This window comes from Methylosoma difficile, from assembly GCF_054657615.1.
On sequence record NZ_BAAHYJ010000002.1, the window covers coordinates 352916 to 371857 of the forward strand.

The 18942-nt window shown below is 49.6% G+C and carries 18 protein-coding genes; 9 read left to right on the forward strand and 9 right to left on the reverse strand.

What is annotated here, in order from left to right; all coding sequences use genetic code 11:
- Positions 1-75 precede the first annotated feature (75 nt).
- Entirely contained in the window at positions 76-225 is a 150-nt protein-coding gene (locus ACYQ1O_RS07135) for a hypothetical protein (RefSeq protein WP_459990971.1), read from the reverse strand.
- 84 nt (positions 226-309) lie between these two features.
- Between ACYQ1O_RS07135 and ACYQ1O_RS07140 the strand changes: the two genes are divergently transcribed.
- The 4 genes from ACYQ1O_RS07140 (at position 310) to ACYQ1O_RS07155 (ending at position 4829) form a co-directional block, all read left to right on the forward strand.
- Complete coding sequence (locus ACYQ1O_RS07140; protein WP_459990972.1) at positions 310-591, forward strand: hypothetical protein; 282 nt, start codon at positions 310-312, stop codon at positions 589-591.
- A 251-nt stretch (positions 592-842) separates the two neighbouring features.
- Positions 843-3008: a TonB-dependent receptor gene (locus tag ACYQ1O_RS07145; protein ID WP_459990973.1), complete on the forward strand. Its 2166-nt coding sequence runs from the start codon at positions 843-845 to the stop codon at positions 3006-3008.
- Between the two features lie 439 nt (positions 3009-3447).
- The gene (locus ACYQ1O_RS07150; protein ID WP_459990974.1) at positions 3448-4143 is read left to right on the forward strand and encodes a PepSY-associated TM helix domain-containing protein; all 696 of its coding nucleotides are present in this window, start codon (positions 3448-3450) and stop codon (positions 4141-4143) included.
- A gap of 2 nt (positions 4144-4145) precedes the next feature.
- A complete protein-coding gene (locus ACYQ1O_RS07155) occupies positions 4146-4829 on the forward strand; it encodes a Fe2+-dependent dioxygenase (protein WP_459990975.1) in 684 nt (227 codons plus the stop codon).
- A gap of 12 nt (positions 4830-4841) precedes the next feature.
- Here ACYQ1O_RS07155 and ACYQ1O_RS07160 read toward each other — a convergent pair whose 3' ends face one another.
- Genes ACYQ1O_RS07160 through speE form a run of 4 tightly spaced genes read right to left on the reverse strand, consistent with a single transcriptional unit; the run spans position 4842 to position 8140 of the window.
- Positions 4842-6350 (reverse strand): YifB family Mg chelatase-like AAA ATPase, encoded by a 1509-nt coding sequence (locus ACYQ1O_RS07160; protein WP_459990976.1) that lies wholly within the window; start codon positions 6348-6350, stop codon positions 4842-4844.
- 18 nt (positions 6351-6368) lie between these two features.
- Positions 6369-6656 (reverse strand): ubiquinone biosynthesis accessory factor UbiK, encoded by a 288-nt coding sequence (gene ubiK / locus ACYQ1O_RS07165; RefSeq protein ID WP_459990977.1) that lies wholly within the window; start codon positions 6654-6656, stop codon positions 6369-6371.
- A 50-nt stretch (positions 6657-6706) separates the two neighbouring features.
- Entirely contained in the window at positions 6707-7291 is a 585-nt protein-coding gene (locus ACYQ1O_RS07170) for a MarR family winged helix-turn-helix transcriptional regulator (protein ID WP_459990978.1), read from the reverse strand.
- On the reverse strand, positions 7292-8140 hold the full coding sequence (gene speE, locus ACYQ1O_RS07175; protein WP_459990979.1) for a polyamine aminopropyltransferase: 849 nt from the start codon (positions 8138-8140) through the stop codon (positions 7292-7294).
- 87 nt (positions 8141-8227) lie between these two features.
- Here speE and speA point away from each other — a divergent pair, with 87 nt between their 5' ends.
- Together speA and ACYQ1O_RS07185 are read left to right on the forward strand one after the other, a co-directional pair.
- The gene (gene speA, locus ACYQ1O_RS07180; RefSeq protein WP_459990980.1) at positions 8228-10066 is read left to right on the forward strand and encodes a biosynthetic arginine decarboxylase; all 1839 of its coding nucleotides are present in this window, start codon (positions 8228-8230) and stop codon (positions 10064-10066) included.
- A gap of 39 nt (positions 10067-10105) precedes the next feature.
- Positions 10106-10585, forward strand: a complete 480-nt coding sequence (locus tag ACYQ1O_RS07185) for a hypothetical protein (protein WP_459990981.1) — start codon at positions 10106-10108, stop codon at positions 10583-10585.
- A gap of 129 nt (positions 10586-10714) precedes the next feature.
- On the opposite strand, the gene ACYQ1O_RS07190 is transcribed toward ACYQ1O_RS07185, so the two are convergent.
- The 4 genes from ACYQ1O_RS07190 to ACYQ1O_RS07205 form a co-directional block, all read right to left on the reverse strand.
- Complete coding sequence (locus ACYQ1O_RS07190) at positions 10715-11236, reverse strand: DUF2380 domain-containing protein (RefSeq protein WP_459990982.1); 522 nt, start codon at positions 11234-11236, stop codon at positions 10715-10717.
- Positions 11233-11685, reverse strand: coding sequence for a regulator (locus ACYQ1O_RS07195; RefSeq protein ID WP_459990983.1), 453 nt, complete (start codon positions 11683-11685; stop codon positions 11233-11235). Before ACYQ1O_RS07195 ends, ACYQ1O_RS07190 begins: the two co-directional genes overlap by 4 nt.
- 131 nt (positions 11686-11816) lie before the next feature.
- On the reverse strand, positions 11817-13202 hold the full coding sequence (locus ACYQ1O_RS07200; protein ID WP_459990984.1) for a sensor histidine kinase: 1386 nt from the start codon (positions 13200-13202) through the stop codon (positions 11817-11819).
- Positions 13174-13866, reverse strand: coding sequence for a response regulator (locus ACYQ1O_RS07205; protein WP_459990985.1), 693 nt, complete (start codon positions 13864-13866; stop codon positions 13174-13176). The genes ACYQ1O_RS07200 and ACYQ1O_RS07205 overlap by 29 nt, the downstream gene beginning before the upstream one ends.
- A 117-nt stretch (positions 13867-13983) precedes the next feature.
- Between ACYQ1O_RS07205 and ACYQ1O_RS07210 the strand changes: the two genes are divergently transcribed.
- From ACYQ1O_RS07210 to ACYQ1O_RS07220, 3 genes are all read left to right on the forward strand, one after another.
- Positions 13984-15561, forward strand: a complete 1578-nt coding sequence (locus ACYQ1O_RS07210) for a SulP family inorganic anion transporter (protein WP_459990986.1) — start codon at positions 13984-13986, stop codon at positions 15559-15561.
- A gap of 189 nt (positions 15562-15750) precedes the next feature.
- Entirely contained in the window at positions 15751-17988 is a 2238-nt protein-coding gene (locus ACYQ1O_RS07215; protein ID WP_459990987.1) for a bifunctional SulP family inorganic anion transporter/carbonic anhydrase, read from the forward strand.
- 337 nt (positions 17989-18325) lie between these two features.
- Positions 18326-18937: a hypothetical protein gene (locus ACYQ1O_RS07220; protein WP_459990988.1), complete on the forward strand. Its 612-nt coding sequence runs from the start codon at positions 18326-18328 to the stop codon at positions 18935-18937.
- Positions 18938-18942: the final 5 nt, after the last annotated feature.

Genomic DNA, 18942 nt, shown 5'->3' on the forward strand with positions numbered 1-18942 from the left:
GCTTCCTGATTGCGAATAGATGCTGCAATCTGAGGAGTAAAAAATCATGTTTTTTACTCCTCAGTAGCTAACTTATTAATTAAGACGCGTTGAGGGATTCACCAAAGTCAAAACCGGGCTTTGCGCTTTTTTGTTGTTTCCCGCCCGAATATTTTGCGCGGCTTCCGCCAATGTATCAGCCATGCCTAAAAAATCGGCAACATCGAAACGCATCGACATGTTCATAAAATGCCAATGCACAATGCCGCAGTCTCTGCAGATTAAGGCTTTGCTGTATTCGGTGGCGGATGAGTACAGGGTTTTTTGCTCATGGCACTACTCTTATCAAAAATGAGGTTTACGCCGCTTTATGAAGGTTGTGGTGGATGGGTTTCTGAAAATAATTTGGCTTTTGCCTGCGTCAGGAACATCTTCCAAACGATTTGCTTTGAATCTAAGTCTAGGCAGCGGAAATCGGTGGCATGGAGTTGGCCTTTTGCGACCAACACAGCCAATACCTCCGGTGCAATTGCCAGCTTGACGGTTAAACGGGGGCGAAAAAAGGGCAGGATGTTTTTCACGGCAGTAAAAAGTGTTGGTTATTTTTTATAAATGATAATGATTCTTATTTGCAAAGTAAAGTTTTTCCTTCCGATGAAATTTCTGTTGTTCAACTTGTTTCGAGTCCATTCCTAAGCAAAAACTTAAGGCTTGACAGCGCTGGTTATTTTATTAAAATGAGAATCATTATCATTTACTGGGGTGTCGCTTGTCGACAACCGCTAAAATTATAAAAACCATAGCCACCCAGCATTTCCCCGCCAGGCAGCCATTTTGTACTACGTAAAACCTGAGGGGAAATCATGAACAATACAAGCAAGCAAAAAGCCAAATGGCGGTTCGGGGCGTTGATGCCGCTGGGGGCGGTTTTAAGTGGTGTGGTTATGGCGGGCGAGCCTGCTCCAAGCCTTCATGCCGATAGCGAAACCGTTTTGGAAGATGTCAAAGTAAAGGCCGCACAAACGCCAAAGCCTAAGCGTTTTAAGGCCGAAACCTCGACAACAGGTGGCAAAACCGAAATGGCGATCCGCGATATTCCGCAGTCGGTCAGTGTGGTGACCAAAGAGCTGATCCAATCGCAAAATGCGTTTAATTTGCGCGATGCCTTAAAAAACGTCAGCGGTTTGACGATTGCCGCTGGTGAAGGCGGACGCACGGGCGATTCCATCACTTTGCGCGGGTTTGCTGCGAATACGGACAATTATCTCGATGGCGTGAAAGAAAACGGGCAATACAACCGTGACACTTTTTTCATCGACAAGGCCGAAGTGCTGAAAGGCGCGTCGTCGATTTTGTTCGGACGCGGCGCGACGGGCGGGGTGATTAACCAAGTTGCCAAAAAACCCACGGGCAAAACCGGCGTGACCGGCAGTTTCACCTACGGTTCTTATGATTTTAAACGCACGACGATTGATGCCGAATCAGCCTACCAAAACTTGTCGGCACGCTTGAATTTCCTGTTTCAAGATAGCGGATCGTTCCGCGATTACAACAACACCGAACGGCTAGGCTTTGCGCCGTCGTTCCGGCTGAAAGTCGATGACGACACCAGTGTCGATTTAAGTTTGCTGCATCAGGAAGAGCAGGGCGTGTTCGACTACGGTGTGCCGATATTCCGTGGTAAACCTGCCGATGTGCCGACCAACACGTATTACGGTTTTACCGATAACCGTTTGATGGAGACCGATACCAATGTCGCTACGGTGGCGTTAAACCATCGTTTTAATGACGATTTTTCGGTCAAAAACACCGTGCGGGTCGGGTCGTATGAACGCAATTACCTGACACATTTGTTCGGTACGGTGACCGATACCGGCGCGACATCGACGGTAGCGCGTAACCAAGCCTTGCGCCGCAATGAACAGGAAACGGTTTATAACCAAACCGATTTTGTATTTAAAAAGCCCTTGTTGGGTTTCAATAACACCTTTATGTTCGGCAGCGAATTTGGTTGGGAAAATTACGATTTCAAATCCAAAAACTCCACGGGCGTGAGCAGCATTTCGATTTTTAACCCTGTGCTGACATCCAGCAGCAGCGGCTTGGCGACCGATTTCAGCGGCACGTTGGCAACCGACCGTTATACCAAGGCGCAAACCTACGCCGGCTATGTCTTGGATCAGTTTGAAATTACTCCGGAATGGAAATTATTGGCGGGAACGCGCTACGACCAATTCGACGCCCAGCAATTCGACCGCATCGGCACTGACAGTTTCAGCCGCAGCGATAGCCAATGGAGTCCGCGGAGTGGTTTGGTCTGGCAGCCGGATAAGGCGCAATCGTATTATTTCAGCTATGGCACGTCGTTTAACCCGACTGCGGAAAGTTTGTCCATTTCCGCCGCCAACGCCAATTTGCCGCCCGAACAAAACCAAAATTTCGAAATTGGCGCGAAATACGATTTGTTCGGCGGTCGTTTGGCGGCAACAGCGGCCTTGTTCCGCTTGGAGAAAACCAATGCCCGTACCACCGATCCCAACGATTCGGCACTGAGCATTTTGGCGGGCGAACAGCGCACTGATGGTTTTGAGTTCGGCTTGGCGGGCGAAGTGTTGCCACGTTGGGATATGTCGATGACTTATGCGTATTTGGATGCTCAGATCACAAAATCGACCAGCACGGCAGTGGGCACGGTCAGCGGTTTGACCAAATCCTTCCAAGGCATGAACGCGACTAACGTACCGGAACACAGCGGCGTGGTTTGGAACAGCTACCACATCACACCCGAATGGGAAGTCGGCGGCGGCGTGTTTTACGCGTCCGACCGTTATGCTGATAGCGTCAACGAAGTCACTTTGCCCGCATACGCGCGATTGGATGCTGTCGTCGCTTATCACCAAAAACATTACGATGTGCAGATGAATGTGTTCAATTTGGCGGATACGGTTTATTACGAATCGGGGCAAACCCGCTCGGCGTTGCCGGGTGTGCCGTTGTCGGCGCAAGTGACGGTGAATGTGAAGTATTAACTGATGTTACGCAGACATTTTCTGCGGATTGGAACTAAAAAATAAGGTGTCGCTTCACGACGGATAGTTAATCGGGTTCTCGCACTCGACGGCGAGCTACTTTCTTTTGCGCCGCCAAAAGAAAGTATCCAAAGAAAAGGCGGCCCGGTTACCGCTTATGTCTTGCGCTCCCCGCATTTATCGGGGGGAGGCAGAATGGGCTTCCTGCCCTTTATGCCCTGTGGGTAATCTGCCTCCGTGCGGCATCCTTGCCGCACCCTTTATGCCCTTGGGTGCTTCGGGCTATTCCCGACAAATACTGCGGTGCTCGACGCGGCAAACGGGGAGCAAAAACACGTTACTACGTAACGTTAGTTCTTAAATTCTTAATGGCAATGAAGTTCTAGCTTCGGAACGATAATCCTTCCCTTCTCTAAATAACATTTATCAAGTGTCCTGTATGAGCAATACCTCTCCCACCACAACCCGCCCGCCGAAAACCCAAGGCGGTTATCTTTTCCTGCCTAAATCCCTCGCCCGTGGCACATTTTTAAAATGGTTGCGTCGAACCCATGCTTGGTTGGGTTTGTGGGGTGCGGTGCTGGGTTTGTTGTTTGGTGTGTCCGGCATTTTGCTGAATCATCGCGACATCCTGAAAATCCCCGCTGCCAAAATAGAACAGCATGAACTGCAATTGCCGCTACCAGAACCGCATCCCAGCGATCCTAAAGCCTTGGCGACGTGGTTAGGGCAAACTTTAAACATTGATGTCGAAAACGCAAAAATCCGCCGCGAACCCGCCAAAACCGTCGTTTGGAATAACGCCAATTTCCAACAGCCGCCGCAATGGCAAATTACCATCCGCAACCCTAAGCGCATGGTGCAGGCCGAATACTGGCAAGGCAATGCGTTTGTCACCGTCAAGAAAGGCGAGGGCAATTTTTTCGCGCTGCTGACCAATCTGCATAAAGGTTCGGGCATGGGCATCGGCTGGGTGTTGTTGGCAGATACGCTGGCGGGTAGTTTGGTGGTGCTGAGTTTGACCGGCACTTTGCTGTGGACGGGCTTGCACGGCAGGCGCATCGCCGCAGTCGGATTGGTGCTGACCTGCTTAAGCTTGGCTTTGTTTTTCACTTGGCAAGCGATAGGTGATTAACCATGCTGATCCAGATTCCCGAACTGCTCAGCCCGCAAGCTTTGCAACAATGCCAGGATTTGCTCGCCCATGCCGAATGGGTGGACGGGCGCGTCACCGCCGGAACGCAATCGGCGCAAGTGAAAAACAATTGGCAATTGCCGGAACAAAGCCGCGAATGCCAAGCCTTGCGCCCGATCATCGCCCAAGCCTTAAACCAAAATGCCTTGTTTTTGTCCGCCGCCTTGCCCAAACGCATCTTCCCGCCTTTGTTCAACCGCTACGAAGGTGCGCACAACACTTTCGGCAACCATATCGACAATGCCATCCGCGCTTGCCCAGTGACAGGGCAACGCATCCGTACTGATTTATCCGCCACGGTATTTCTAAGCGATCCGGACAGTTATGAAGGCGGCGAGTTGGTCATTGAAGACACTTACGGGCAACACGCGGTGAAATTGGCGGCGGGCGATATGCTGTTATATCCAAGTTCCAGCTTGCATCGCGTCGAAGCCGTCACTAAAGGTGCGAGGATAGCGGCGTTTTTTTGGTTGGAAAGTCTGGTGCGCGAAACCGAACGCCGCCGTTTGTTGTTTGACATGGATATGGCGATTTTGGAATTGCGCAGCAGTCAAGGCGATACCGCGCCCGCCGTCAGTTTGACGGGCTGTTACCATAATTTGTTGAGGATGTGGGCGGAGGTTTGATGGGGATAAAAATTAGCTTTGCCGATCGAGTTTGCGGTAGCCAATCGCTTCGCTTAAATGGTTAAGCGCTATTCCGTCTGAGCCTGCCAAATCGGCAATGGTGCGCGCCAATTTTAAAATGCGGTGGTAGGCGCGGTTAGATAATCCAAATTTATCCATCGCTTGTTCCAGTAATTGGTGACCTGGCTCGGATAAACCGCAAAACTGTTTCACTTCTTTTGCTGAAAGGGCGGCGTTGGCTTTGCCTGCGCGTGCCATGGCAATGTTGCGGGCGGCAATTACGCGTTGGCGGATGTGCGCGCTGCTTTCTTCGCCGTTGGGTGAGCCTTTGCGTAAAATTTCATGGCTGACGCGCGGCACTTCCAAATGCATGTCGATCCGATCCAACAACGGCCCGGAGATACGCGCCCGGTAGCGCATGACTTGCTCGGAGGTGCAATGGCAACGGCCTGAGGCGTCGCCTAGGTAACCGCAGGGGCAAGGGTTCATGGCGGCGATCAGTTGGAAACGGGCGGGAAAGTCGGTTTGGCGGGCGGCGCGGGAGATGGTGATATGGCCTGTTTCCAGTGGCTCGCGCAGAACTTCCAAGACTTTGCGGTCAAACTCCGGTAATTCATCTAAAAATAAGGTGCCGTTGTGTGCCAATGATATTTCGCCCGGGCGCGGGTTGCCGCCACCGCCCACCAATGCTGCCGCAGACGCGGTATGGTGCGGGGCGCGATAAGGGGGTTGCAACCAATTGGCAACATCCAAACCTTGGTCGCTGATCGAGGCGATTGCTGCTGTTTCCTGCGCTTGTTGTTCGGTCAATGCCGGTAAAATGCTGGGCATACGTGAGGCAATCATGGATTTGCCGGTGCCTGGTGGGCCTAGCATCAGCAAATTATGCGCGCCCGCTGCGGCAATTTCACAGGCTCGTTTGACGTGGTATTGCCCATGGACATCGGCAAAGTCCAACTCGTTTGCTGATTTAGGTGAATCTGGGCATTCGAAGGCGGTTTGGATGATTTGTTGCCCGCCCAAATGTGCGCAGACTTCCAGCAAGTGGCTGGCGGGGATAATTTCGATGCGCTTGACCAACGCCGCTTCGGCGAGATTTTGTTTGGGCAAGATCAGTTTCCTGCCGTGGTCGCGGGCTTGCAGGGCAATGGGCAACACGCCGATGATGGGGCGCAGTTCGCCGCTCAGCGATAATTCGCCAACACATTCGTAGTGGTCAAGCTGGTTGCAGGCGATCTGTCCTGATGCGGCAAGGATGCCTAAGGCGATGGCTAAATCGAAACGCCCGCCTTCTTTGGGCAAATCGGCAGGGGCAAGATTGACAGTGATGCGTTGTGCTGGAAATTCGAAGTGGGAATTGAGAATGGCACCACGGACGCGGTCTTTGCTTTCTTTGACAGCGGCTTCGGGCAAACCAACGATGGATAGCGCCGGCAAACCGTTAGCCACGTGGACTTCCACGGTGACCAACGGCGCGGCGATGCCGGAACGGCCTCGGCTGTAGAGTACGGCTAAGGACATGGCGCTTAAGCGGAACGCTTACAGTTCGACTTGTGGGTCGTTGAAGGTTTCAGGTTGTGGCGCAGCGGCCTGTTGCTCCATCAGCGCGACGCGTTTTTCCAAATCTTCCAATTTGCTGCGGGTTTTAGCCAGCACCAATTTTTGTACTTCGAATTCTTCACGGGTGACCAGGTCCAACTTAGCCAACGCGCTTTGCAGGATGGCATGGAAGTTTTTTTCCATGTCGTCTTTAAAGTGGTTAAGGCCTGGCGGAATGGCACCGGCTAAACGGTTGGCAATATCATCAATGGCTTTAGGGTCAAACATGGTGGCGATCTCTGGGTTGGGTTAGGTTAGAAAACGAATAGCGTACGGTGCTATTCGGCAGCCATAACAGGGGCTGGTGGCAAGGCGTGTTCGCGGCAAATCTTTTGTGCGTCGTTGTGGCTTAATGGCAGTTGCGTCAGGTTGCACAAATAATGGTTGTCTTGGATCAGAAAATTGATGCAGCTATGGCAAACACCAAAACTTTTGGCGTTGTTGGCTTTTTGCAATTCGCTGAGGATAAAGCCCAACGCTTCATCAATCTTGGTGAATTGCTGGGCGGCAAGGGCTTGCTCCGCCATTGCAAAAATATCAGAAGGCTTCAGTTCGTCCAATAAGCTGTTGCCTTCTGCTGATAAGCACAAATGAACCACGCGGCCATCATCGGCATCTTGGCTTTTGACCAGATAACCTTTGCGCTCCAGCACCTGTAGCGATTGCGATACTGTGCCTTTGGTCAGGCCCAAATATTCGGCAACCGCCGCCGGTGTGTCGCTGAATTGGTTGCAGGTCGCCAGATATTCCAATACTTGGATATGCACAGGCTGCAAGCCAATGGCAGCGTATTTTTTGCGCTCTTCCGAACGCAACAGGTTACTGATGCGTTCAATAAGCCTAAACGTGGTTAAATCTTGCATTTACAGTGAAAACGCCTTTTTGAAAAATTCCGGTTGCGCCAATGCCGCTTTGTGGATGTCGGTATTGTAGTAAACCGTGTCGAAGGTTTTGCTGGCACAATCGCTTTCCCTAAACGCAGGCAGCGGATTTTTGGCAGCGATGGTTGCGCTCCACCAGCCCGATGGGTAAATGCACTGCGGGAAAAACAAAGTTTGCTGGTGGCTTAGGCCGGATTTGCCCATCGCCGCGCGCATTTCGCCGATCAGTTTCATGTGCAACAGGGCTGATTCGCTTTGTTGTACCAGCATACCGTTTTCTGACAAGCAGTTAAAGCAATCGCGGTAAAAAGCTTCACCAAACAGGCCTTCAGCTGGGCCAACTGGGTCGGTGCTGTCAATAATGATAATATCCACGGAATTGGGCGCCGCGTCTTTCACCCATTTGATGCCGTCGATGAATTTCAGGTCGGCGCGCGGGTCGTTATTGGATTCGCACAATTCAGGGAAGTAAATTTCCGCCAAACGGGTGACGCGCTCGTCAATGTCGATTTGTACGGCGTGTTCAACGGTTGGGTGTTTCAAGACTTCTTTTAAGGTGCCGCAATCGCCGCCACCAATGATCCACACCCGTTTGGGGGCAGGATGGGTGAACAGGGCAGGGTGGCTCATCATTTCGTGGTAGAAGAAATTGTCGCGGGTGGACACCATGGTGCAACCGTCAATCACCATCAAATTGCCGAAGCCTTCCGTTTCGTAGATTTCCAAAAATTGGAAGGGCGATTGTTCTTCGTGCAGCTTTTGTTTAATTTTTAAAGAGAAAGCAGTTTCAGCACCGGGCAATTGCTCGGTGAACCATTGGGATGGATTCATTAGGTGGATTCCTGAAAAATAAACGGATGAGTAAGCACCCATTATATTAGAATTCGCCATCTTTTTGGCACAAATACCGAGTGAAACATGAATTTAACGGCTGAACACAACTGGACAATTGAACAATCCGCGCAACTTTACGCCATTGAAAATTGGGGCGACGGTTATTTTTCCATTAATGAAAACGGTCATGTTTGCGTCAAACCTAGCCACGACCAAGCGGCGACTTTAGATTTGTTTGAAATAGCCGAGTCTTTGAAAGATAAGCAATTATCGCTGCCGGTACTGGTGCGTTTTACCGATATTTTAAAAGACCGCGTCAACCGTCTGGACAAAGCCTTTCAAAAAGCCTGCACCAACATTGGCTACCAAGGCCGCTACACGCCCGTTTACCCCATTAAAGTCAACCAGCAACGGCAAGTGGTGGAAGGCATTTTGGCGGCGGACAATATTGGTTTGGAGGCTGGTAGCAAACCTGAGTTGCTGGCGATTATGGCCTTGTCCAAACAAGGCGTGGTGGTCTGCAATGGCTACAAAGACCGCGCCTATATCCGCTTGGCGCTGATTGGCCTGAAAATGGGCTTGAAGCTGTATTTGGTCATCGAAAAGCCGTTGGAACTGGAACTGATTATTGAAGAAGCCGCGCGTTTAAACATCAAACCCAGCTTGGGTTTGCGTGTGCGCCTGTCGAGCATCAGCGCCGGCAAATGGCAAAACAGCGGCGGCGAAAAATCCAAATTTGGCCTGCATGCTTACGAAGTGCTGCAACTCATCGAACGCCTGAAAGCAGCAGATATGCTCGATTGCCTAAAGCTGATGCATTTCCATATGGGTTCGCAAATTGCCAACATTCACGACATCAAAATTGCTCTGAAAGAAGCCGGACAATTCTATGTAGAACTGCACCGCTTGGGCGCGAAAATCGAAGTGGTCGATGCCGGTGGCGGTTTGGGCGTGGATTACGACGGTAGCCGCTCGCGCCGCGAATCGTCCATCAACTACAGCCTTGACGAATACGCGCACAACATTGTCCGCAGTTTTGCCGACATTTGCGCGGAAAAGCAGGTGCCGCAACCGGACATCATCACCGAATCCGGACGAGCCTTAACCGCTCACCACGCCGTACTCATCACCAACGTCACCGACATTGAATCCGTGTACAGCAGCGAAGCCGCCGCCCAGCCGCTGCCCGATAGCCACAATTTGGTCGAAGACTACCACGACGCATATTTTTCTTTATCTGAAGCGCGTGCCAAATTTGCCCGCGACAAACTCGGCATCAACGAATTGGCGCAAGCGGAAAACGACTACGCCATCATCTGCCAACAAATCCAAAACCAGCTTAATCCGAACATCCAAAGCGAAGCGGAGATTCTGCACGAATTGGACGAAAAACTGGCGGACAAGATTTTCTGTAATTTCTCGCTGTTCCAATCCTTGCCCGACATTTGGGGCATCGACCAAATCTTCCCCATCATGCCGATTCATCGACTCGACGAACAGCCCACGCGCCGCGCCGTCATCCAAGACTTAACCTGCGATTCCGACGGACGCATCGACCAATACATCGACGGGCAAAATCTGGAAAAAACCTTGCCCGTGCATCGCATCAGTAAAACCGACCATTATTTGATCGGCTTTTTTATGGTCGGCGCTTACCAAGAAATCTTAGGCGACATGCACAACCTGTTCGGCGACACCCATTCCATCAACATCAAAATCGACAACAACGGCTACCATTTCTACGACCTGCAAGAAGGTGAAGATGTCTCGGAATTATTAGACTACGTGCACATCAGCAGCGAAGAATTGAAAACCGCGTTCAGGGAAAAATTGGCGCACAGCGACTTGAGCGACGGGCAACGCCAGGAATATGAGCAGGAATTGGTAGCGGGGTTGAATGCTTATACTTATTTGGAGAAATAAATCTGCTGGCGCGAAGGTAAGCTCAGACTTTATTCCGTTATGCAATATATTAACGCCGATCCGGTCGCTCAATTGGATAGCATTTTTATTGATAACCTAGGAGAAGATTGGGGTGTTTTAAACTGCCCTGAAGAGGCCATTCTTTATGTTCCTAAAGGTACAGTGGAACAGCTTCTTCGGCAGATAAACAAACAAAAACGTTGGCCTTCGTTATATGAAACTGCCCAACAGCACAGCGAACAATGGGTCATTGACCTTACTGAATTTTTTCCCCATGAAGAGGAATTTATTGAGCTGCTTGTTGCATTGCTTTCAATGATGAAAACCGAACACGGCAAAGTTTGTTTGGCTCAAGATGCTGATCAGTGGCTTTGGGGATCAAACACAAACTATTTGCTGCCTTACACAATTGAATTAATAAGCCAAGTAAGGGAAGACATTAAAAGCGGCGATTTTGGTTCCGTTATTCCGACACTGGATCACGTTATTCAATCCCTTTCTGAAAAGATTCCAATTTAAATGCCATCTCTCTTTCTTGCTTGGTAGTTCCTGTTTAAGTACACCCCTAATACTTAGAAGTAAATGATGGCTGATCGGTTTGTATCGAAAGGTTACTTTTAAAGCAGGATTGATTAGTAAAATAGTTCTCTATTCACGTTTATCGCTGTTCCCCCCAATAATCCCGCCAATTTTCCTAGCTAAATTCCTAACCCCATGCTGGGTAACGGATTCGTGGTTGCCTTTTAGTTCTATATCGATACTGCCCACCAATTGCTGGGTTTTGACATTGATGACATGTACCAATAAATATGAAAACAAAAAGCTGGGTTTGCTGTGTTGCCCGACGATGACCCAATCGGCGTTCACGTCTTGGCCTAGTTTTGCCGCCAGATCATGGAAATGGAACAAATACCCTAAGCTGGGGTTGGCAGCGGCTTGGCTTTTCGGGTCGATGGCGACCAATTCATAAGCCGTTTGCGTTTGTTTTATCGCCGCTTCCAGCAACGGTTGGATGGAAGCGGTGCGTTGTTGTTCTTGCGGCGTGTTGGGTAGCGAGGTGATGTCGTTCAATTCAAAAGCCAAAACGGCGATGCGTGGGTTGGCGTAGGCGAGATTGCTGCACAGCAACCCGATCAGCACGCCTGTTGCCAGTAACAAAGTGCGGCTCATGGCTTTGCTCCGTTGGGGTGGTTTTGCAGTTGGTACAGGTTGGCGAAGTCGTCGGTGCTGAGGGCGGCAATCGTGTTCAAGTCGTCGTCGAGAATTTCGTACAGCACACCCGCTGGGCTGCGGATGCTAAAAAACACAATGGCATCGGTTTCGCCGCCGCCTTCGCGGTGTGGTTCGTCACTGGCGGGGCTGCAGGTGTATGTGCCTGCGGCACGGCATTCTTTCAGCGTGCCATCGGTTTTGTACAAACGGTGTTCGCCATCGATAACAAACGTGTGGTTCAGGGCTTTATGGCGATGCAGGACAATTTGCTGTTGCGCGGCAAATTTGAACAGCACATCAATGATGTGATTGCCGTCGTCAATATTGAGGATGAAATAGGAAAAATGCTCAAAACCGTTGAGGGTTTGCCAGCGGATACGGGGGTCGTCAAAGAGTGGGATAGTCATTACAGTGCCTCGTTTTATTGGGGATTTTCCGCCGCCGTGTGGGCGGGACGAGGCCAGTTTAGGGTTTTGCCGCGTTCGCGTAAGCCGATATTTGCCCTGATAACACGGGTAATTTGCCCGTGTGGTCAAGGTTAATCGGCAAAACGTAAATTGATGCGCGTGCCACCATGGGCGTTGGCGCGGCTGATGTGCAAGCTTGCGCCATGCAGTTCGCTGATTTCTTTAACGATGGCTAAGCCCAGGCCGCAGCCATCACCGCCGCTGCCGGCAATGCGGTAAAAGCGTTCGCAGATTTTTTCCATTTCCGCTTCCGGTATGCCGGGGCCGTCGTCTTCTATGCTTAAGCTGGGGTTGAGGTAACGGTTAAGTTGGACGCGGATGTTGCCGCCTTCGTTGCCGTAGGCAATGGCGTTGTCGAGCAAATTGCCGATCAGTTCGCCCAGCAAGATGGCATCGCCGTTGATGATAAGCGGCGCATCCGTTCCTTCCAGGCTGATGTCGATATTGCGTTGCAAGGCTTTGGGTACCCAGTCGATGCAGGTGTTTTTGGCAATTTCGCACAGATCAACCGGTTCTAGTGTGTGGCTGCCGTGCAGGGGTTCGGATTTTGCCAAGACCAGTAGTTGCGTGGTCAGGTGCGAAAGGCGGTCGGCGCAATTTTGGATTTGTTGCAGGGCAGGTTGCAGTGCGTTAAGGTCTTGTTCGCGCAGGGCGCGTTCGGCTTGAAGTTTCAGGCCCGCCAGCGGTGTGCGCAGTTGGTGCGCGGCATTGCTGATGAAGCGTTGTTGGGTGTCGATGGCCTGTTGGTGGTGGATGAGCAATTCGTTGATGGTGTCGGTCAGAGTGCGTACTTCCATAAAGACTTGCTGGTCGGGGATGGGGGTCAGGTCGCGCGAACGGCGTCCGGCAATTTTTTCTGCCAAATGGTGCAGTGGCTTTAGGCCGTGTTTTAAGCCAGATAACAAAAACAAGCTGACAACCAGCACCAAGCCAATTTGCGGGAGCAGGTCCGCCAGCAAAATATCGGTCATCATGGCGCGGCGTTTGTTGGTGGTTTCGGCAACGTGGATAAAAACGGTTTCCGTGCTGTTGGGCAGTTTAATCAGTGTCGAGACAACGCGTACCGGTTCGCCATAAAGCTGGTCATAAAAAAACACCGGATGCGACCAGTCGGTATCGCTGGCGAAAGGTTCGGGGACTTGTTTGTCACCGGCGATGACATCCCTTTCGGTGGAGATGATTTTGAAATAGGTTTTGTCGTCTTCATCCCATTTAAAAATTTCCAGTGCGGCAGGTGGCAGTTCGGCAATGACTTTGCCGTTTTGCACTTTGATTTCTTGGGTTAAGGAGTCGGCAGAGTCCAGCAGCCAGCGGTCATAGGCTTTGTCAACGTAATGCAGGGTGACAAAGTAGGAGAGCACGGCGTCGATCAGCACGAAGCCAATCAGCGGGATGACCAGACGGATCAGGATGCCGGTTTGCAGGCTTTTACGGTTGTGGGTTGGCAGGTTGTCCATGGGTTTCTTCCAGCAGATAGCCCAGGCCTCGCAAGGTGCGGATGGCGATGCCATAGGGTTCGATGCGTTTTCGTAGGCGGTGGATGTGGATTTCAATGGCATTGTCGGTCAGGCTTTCACCTTCGCTGGACAGTCGTTGTGACAGGCGATCCTTGGTGACCACTTTGCCGGCTTGCATCAGCAACACTTCCAAAACCCCGTATTCGCGGGCGGGCAAGCTCAATGTTTGCCCCTGGCTAAGCACGCGGTGCTGTTGGGTGTCCAAGGTTAGCGCGCCAATGCGGATGTCGGTGCTAAATCCGCCGTAGCAGCGGCGGATCAGGGCGTGTAGCCTGGCTTCCAATTCGCGCAGTTCAAAAGGCTTGCCCATGTAGTCATCCGCGCCTTGTTCAATGCCGATGATACGGTCATTTAAGCCATCCCTGGCGGTTAATATCATAATCGGCAAAGGCAGCTTTTTACGGCGCAGTTTGCGCAGCAGTTCCAGCCCGTCGATGTCGGGCAAGCCTAAGTCCAATACCACCAAGTCAAAATCTTCGCTGGCCAGCAGTTGCTCGGCGTAACGGCCGGTGTTGGCTATGCGGGTGGTGTAGCCGCTGCTGTTTAGGGTGTGGGTCAGGCCGTCGGCAAGTACCGCGTCGTCTTCAATAATAAGGATCTTCATTCAAGTGAAAGGTTGTTGAAAGCTTAGGCAACTATAGTGATTGGCTATAGACTAGCACGATGCTGTGCCAGCCCATGCAACGCTATCGTTTAAATTGTATTTCAGAGGGAACACTCCATGATCCACAAGCATATTCAGTATTATTTAGGACATATGAAAGATGACATCCCGTCAGGGATTGTGGTTTTCCTGGTGGCTTTGCCCTTGTGTTTGGGGATTGCCTTGGCATCGGGTGCACCCTTGTTTGCCGGATTGATAGCGGGGCTGGTCGGCGGTTTGCTGGTCTGTTGGCTAAGCGGTTCGCAATTGAGCGTTTCAGGACCGGCAGCGGGCTTAACGGTGATTGTCTTTAATGCGATTGAAACCTTGGGCAGTTTCCAAGGCTTTTTAACGGCTTGCGTGCTGGCAGGCGTGATGCAATTGGCGTTAGGCTATTTGCGCGCCGGTATTATTGGCGCGTTCTTTCCGGCGGCGGTCATTAAAGGCATGTTGGCGGCGATTGGCCTGATTTTAATCATCAAACAAATTCCCCATGCCACCGGTTTCGATACCAGCTTTGAAGGCGACGAAAGTTATATGCGTGAGACTGCCGAATCCAGTTTTTTTGAGCTCTTCCAAGCGTTTAACGCCTTATCAAGCGGGGCGTTGGTGATTAGCTCGGTTGGTTTGCTGATTTTGATTTGTTGGGAAAGCCCGTTTATCAAAAAACAAGCGGCTCTTAAATTAGTGCCAGGGCCGTTGGTAGCGGTGTCGTGGGGTGTTGCCTACAATTTGCTGGCAACCACTTTTGCGCCCGAGTGGGCTGTTAAGGACGAACATCGGGTGCATTTGCCGGTTTCTGGCAATGCCGGTGAATTTTTCGGCAATTTTATGTTGCCGGATTTCAGCTATTTAAGTCATCCACAAGTTTATGTGGTGGCGGCGACTTTAGCCATTATCGCCAGTTTGGAAACTTTGTTGAGTCTTGAGGCGACCGATAAACTTGATCCGCTCAAACGTTTGGCACCCACCAACCGCGAGCTGAAAGCCCAAGGTGTCGGCAATATTGTCAGCGGTTTGCTGGGCGGTTTGCCGATAACTGCGGTCATTGTCCGCAGTTCCGCCAATATTAACGCCGGCGGCAAAACCCGTTTTTCGTGTTTTGTCCACGGATTACTGTTGTTACTGAGTGTGATGTTATTCGCCCGTTATTTAAATTACATCCCTCTGGCATGTTTGTCCGCCATTTTGTTGCACACCGGCTACAAATTGGCTAAGCCTTCCTTATTTAAGGACTATTACAAAAAAGGCTTAAGCCAATTGCTGCCGTTTGTGATTACCGTAGCCGCCATTATTGCTACCGACTTGCTCATCGGAATGGCAATCGGTATGGTGGTCGGTTTGTTTTTCGTCATCCGCAACAATTTCCATGCTGCCATTACTTTGGTTGAGAAAGGTAAGCATTATTCCTTGGTGTTCAACAAAGACGTGTCTTTTTTAAATAAGGCGTTATTGCGGAAATTCATTTTGAGGGTCAAACCGGACAGCACTATGACAATTGATGCCCGCCGCGCCCAATTTATCGACCATGATATTTTGGAAACTATCGAAGACTTTTTGGCGACGGCACCCGATGACAATATCCACGTAGAAGTGCTGGATTTGTACGGTAAAGAGAAAATGCAAAAGCATGAGGCGTTGGTGATCGTTGAGTAAAGGCTTGTGCGTTTTCCAGCGTTTGGGAATCGCTGAATAAAGCCTCGACAAGCTCGGCGAACGGAGTCAATTGATTGCCGTTCGCCCTGAGCTTGTCGAAGGGCTTAACTTAACGGCAATATCGATGCGATTCAAAAAAAGTGATCTAAAAAGACCCCCTATCTGCAAAAAATAGAACAGTAAAAAAACATGAAATCAGCAATAAAATCTTCACATCCATCAGGCCATAGCACGCTGCTTGCCGATTTAAAATCCGATATTCCTGCCGGAATAGCGGTATTTTTGGTTGCCATTCCTTTGTCACTGGGCATAGCTTTAGCATCAGGTGCGCCGCTGATTTCCGGTTTGGTCACAGGTATTGTTGGTGGCTTGTTGGTGGCTTTGTTGAGCGGATCGGCCTTAGGCATCAGCGGAACGGCAGCGGGGTTGACGGTCATCGTTTTGGCGTCAATCCAAGAATTGGGGTTCGAATCTTTCTTGCTGGCGGTGGTGTTGGCAGGTTTGCTGCAAGTGGTCTTTGGTCTGCTGAAAGCGGGCGTGGTGGCTTATTACTTCCCCTCTTCGGTCATTAACGGCATGTTGTCGGGTATTGGCATTATTATTTTGCTCAAGCAAATTCCCCACGCTATTGGCTACGATGCCGATTACGAAGGCGATATCGCTTTCTTTCAGGCTGACCACTATTCGTCTTTCAGCGAATTGCTGCACATGCTGGCTTACTCGTCGCCTACCGCTATAGTCATTGCTGCGGTTTCGTTGGCGATATTGATCTTATGGGAACTGCCCATCATTAAACAACAACGCCTTTTCCGCAATTACCAAGGCGTACTGTTGGCGGTGATGGTTGGCGTGGTAATTAATGCGCTGTTGCAAGCTTATTATCCTGCACTGGCTTTACAAAGCAGCCATTTAGTCGCTTTGCCGGTCATGGCCGGGTTGGGTGATTTTGCCAATCACCTGCATTTTCCTGATTTCAACGCATTCTCCAATCCTGCCGTTTATGTGGCGGCCTTAACCTTGGCGCTGGTGGCTAGTTTGGAAACACTGCTTTCGGTGGAGGCGGTTGACAAGCTTGACCCTTACAGACGTATAACACCTACCGACCGTGAATTGCTTGCACAAGGCTTGGGCAATGTCTGTTGTGGTTTGCTGGGTGGATTACCGTTGACGCAAGTGATTGTCCGCAGTTCCTTCAATATCCAATCGGGTGCGCGTACGCGGTTATCTGCTTTGGTACACGGTGGCTTGTTATTGTTTGCGGTGGCTTTTATTCCCGATTGGCTTAATAAAATTCCGTTGGCAACATTGGCAGCGATTTTGTTGGTGGTGGGCTATAAGCTTGCCAATCCTCAGGCTTTGTATGCCATGTATAAAGCCGGTCTGTATCACTTTATTCCGTTTTGCGCGACCATCATCGGCTTGGTGTTTACCGACATGTTGCTGGGTTTGGTGATTGGCCTGACCACGGCATTGTTCTCGATTTTGCTTGAAAATTACCGTAGCGCGTTTTATTTCCAAGAATTGCAACTGGGCAATAAAACCATTTTAAGGTTGTCGGAACAGGTCACCTTTTTAAACAAGGCCAGCATCAAACGCATTTTGGAGCGTTTGCCGCCCGGTGCTGAAGTGGTTATTGATGCTACCCGTTGCAAATACATCGATTACGATGTCTATGAAATTATTGAAGGTTTTCGTGATGAAGCCGCTATAAAAGGCATTGGGCTGACCATTGAAAACCTTCGCGGTTTTGGTAGCTTGGCACCTATCGACAACGTCCGCCCGCCCACCTACAACGCCCAACAAGCGTTAACACCAGCCGAGATATTGGCAATATTAAAAGAAGGCAACCAACGCTTCGTCAACAATTTGGAATACAACCGCAATCTGCTTGAACAGATCAACGACACCCAACAAGGCCAATACCCGATTGCCATTATCTTAAGCTGTATGGATTCGCGCACTTCGGTGGAATTGATTTTTGACCAAGGTTTGGGAGATGTCTTTAGCGCGCGTGTGGCAGGCAACATCGTCAATGATGACATGCTGGGCAGCATGGAATTTGCCTGTAAGGTCGCGGGATCAAAACTGATTGTGGTGCTGGGGCATTCGCATTGCGGGGCGATTAAAGGCGCTTGTGCCGATGTGCATTTGGATCATTTGACTGGTTTGTTGGCAAAAATCAAACCGGCTGTAGAAGCGGTTCATGCTGAAGAATCAGCTGGAACATTAGCTGACAAAGACACATTGGTGCAAAAGGTCGCCGATAAAAACGTACAGCTGACCGTTGCGCAAATCCGAGCCCAAAGCCCTTTGCTGAAATCGATGCTTGATAGCGGCGAGATTGGTTTGGTGGGGGCAATGTACGATATTGAGACAGGAAAAGTTGAGTTTGATGAGATTGCTCTGCTTGCGCCAGAATCGGATTAGTTTTTCTGTTAGATATTTATCTATCTGATTTTTAGATATTAATATCAAATATTAAACGCTTTAATTAAATTTGAAAATAAACGACTGTTAAGCTTATTGTTATTCAAATAGTGTGAACATCGCCGTATTTTTGCTAGATATGTTTCTGTACTATGGCCTCAATTCTAAAACTGTTTAACATCGTATTCGATCAATAAGCCTATTAAGGTACAAGGATACGTTCTTAATATAATGATTCTATATTGCAATTAATTGAAATTTTTTATTAATTTACTATGTTAATCAAGTGGTTGGAATACATATGTCTAAGCCATTTTGTCATAAGCAGGGTACAATCATGAAAAAGAGTTACTTTATTATTGGCATTATATTGCCTTTATTTTCTCAATCAGTTTCTGCAATATCACCACTTAATACGGAGCATGCGTTAACAATTTTGAAAAATACCTGTTCCACGCCAAATGCCAAATTAGATGTAAAAGTCAGCGGCGATTTACTACAGGTTCAAAGCTTTGTTGCTGAAGCCAGTAAAGGTCGGGTATTGCTTTCAAAGAAAGAGTTAGACGCTTTAGTCGCTCCTGTTACCGACCTAAGCAATCAGCAGCCTGTTAATGTGCGCCATTGTATTCAGCAGGAGTTAGGCAAGTTATTTAATGCAATGGCTGCCTCATCGGCAGAGGAGATCATTTTCATTAAGACGGACGGTAACTATTTTGTTACCGAAGAATTCGATAAGGTGATAACAACGGTTTCAACAAACCCGACCAAAGATTGGGGAGTAGACGATGTTGTCCAACAAAGCGGCATGTCTCCTGCTAAAGTGCGTTTGTATCTTGAAATTGCCGCCCAAAACAAATTGGGTATTTATACCGAATGGAAAAATTCGTTTGAAATAGGCAGAAAAGGGCTGAGTTATGTGCTTATTAAAGAAGACTCAATGAATCAATAAGTAAG

Excerpts from the sequence above, each read along its gene's own strand:
- ACYQ1O_RS07135 (WP_459990971.1), bottom strand. The coding sequence starts at position 225 with ATGAACATGTCGATGCGTTTCGATGTTGCCGATTTTTTAGGCATGGCT.
- ACYQ1O_RS07140 (WP_459990972.1), top strand. The coding sequence starts at position 310 with ATGGCACTACTCTTATCAAAAATGAGGTTTACGCCGCTTTATGAAGGT.
- ACYQ1O_RS07145 (WP_459990973.1), top strand. The coding sequence starts at position 843 with ATGAACAATACAAGCAAGCAAAAAGCCAAATGGCGGTTCGGGGCGTTG.
- ACYQ1O_RS07150 (WP_459990974.1), top strand. The coding sequence starts at position 3,448 with ATGAGCAATACCTCTCCCACCACAACCCGCCCGCCGAAAACCCAAGGC.
- ACYQ1O_RS07155 (WP_459990975.1), top strand. The coding sequence starts at position 4,146 with ATGCTGATCCAGATTCCCGAACTGCTCAGCCCGCAAGCTTTGCAACAA.
- ACYQ1O_RS07160 (WP_459990976.1), bottom strand. The coding sequence starts at position 6,350 with ATGTCCTTAGCCGTACTCTACAGCCGAGGCCGTTCCGGCATCGCCGCG.
- ubiK (WP_459990977.1), bottom strand. The coding sequence starts at position 6,656 with ATGTTTGACCCTAAAGCCATTGATGATATTGCCAACCGTTTAGCCGGT.
- ACYQ1O_RS07170 (WP_459990978.1), bottom strand. The coding sequence starts at position 7,291 with ATGCAAGATTTAACCACGTTTAGGCTTATTGAACGCATCAGTAACCTG.
- speE (WP_459990979.1), bottom strand. The coding sequence starts at position 8,140 with ATGAATCCATCCCAATGGTTCACCGAGCAATTGCCCGGTGCTGAAACT.
- speA (WP_459990980.1), top strand. The coding sequence starts at position 8,228 with ATGAATTTAACGGCTGAACACAACTGGACAATTGAACAATCCGCGCAA.
- ACYQ1O_RS07185 (WP_459990981.1), top strand. The coding sequence starts at position 10,106 with ATGCAATATATTAACGCCGATCCGGTCGCTCAATTGGATAGCATTTTT.
- ACYQ1O_RS07190 (WP_459990982.1), bottom strand. The coding sequence starts at position 11,236 with ATGAGCCGCACTTTGTTACTGGCAACAGGCGTGCTGATCGGGTTGCTG.
- ACYQ1O_RS07195 (WP_459990983.1), bottom strand. The coding sequence starts at position 11,685 with ATGACTATCCCACTCTTTGACGACCCCCGTATCCGCTGGCAAACCCTC.
- ACYQ1O_RS07200 (WP_459990984.1), bottom strand. The coding sequence starts at position 13,202 with ATGGACAACCTGCCAACCCACAACCGTAAAAGCCTGCAAACCGGCATC.
- ACYQ1O_RS07205 (WP_459990985.1), bottom strand. The coding sequence starts at position 13,866 with ATGAAGATCCTTATTATTGAAGACGACGCGGTACTTGCCGACGGCCTG.
- ACYQ1O_RS07210 (WP_459990986.1), top strand. The coding sequence starts at position 13,984 with ATGATCCACAAGCATATTCAGTATTATTTAGGACATATGAAAGATGAC.
- ACYQ1O_RS07215 (WP_459990987.1), top strand. The coding sequence starts at position 15,751 with ATGAAATCAGCAATAAAATCTTCACATCCATCAGGCCATAGCACGCTG.
- ACYQ1O_RS07220 (WP_459990988.1), top strand. The coding sequence starts at position 18,326 with ATGAAAAAGAGTTACTTTATTATTGGCATTATATTGCCTTTATTTTCT.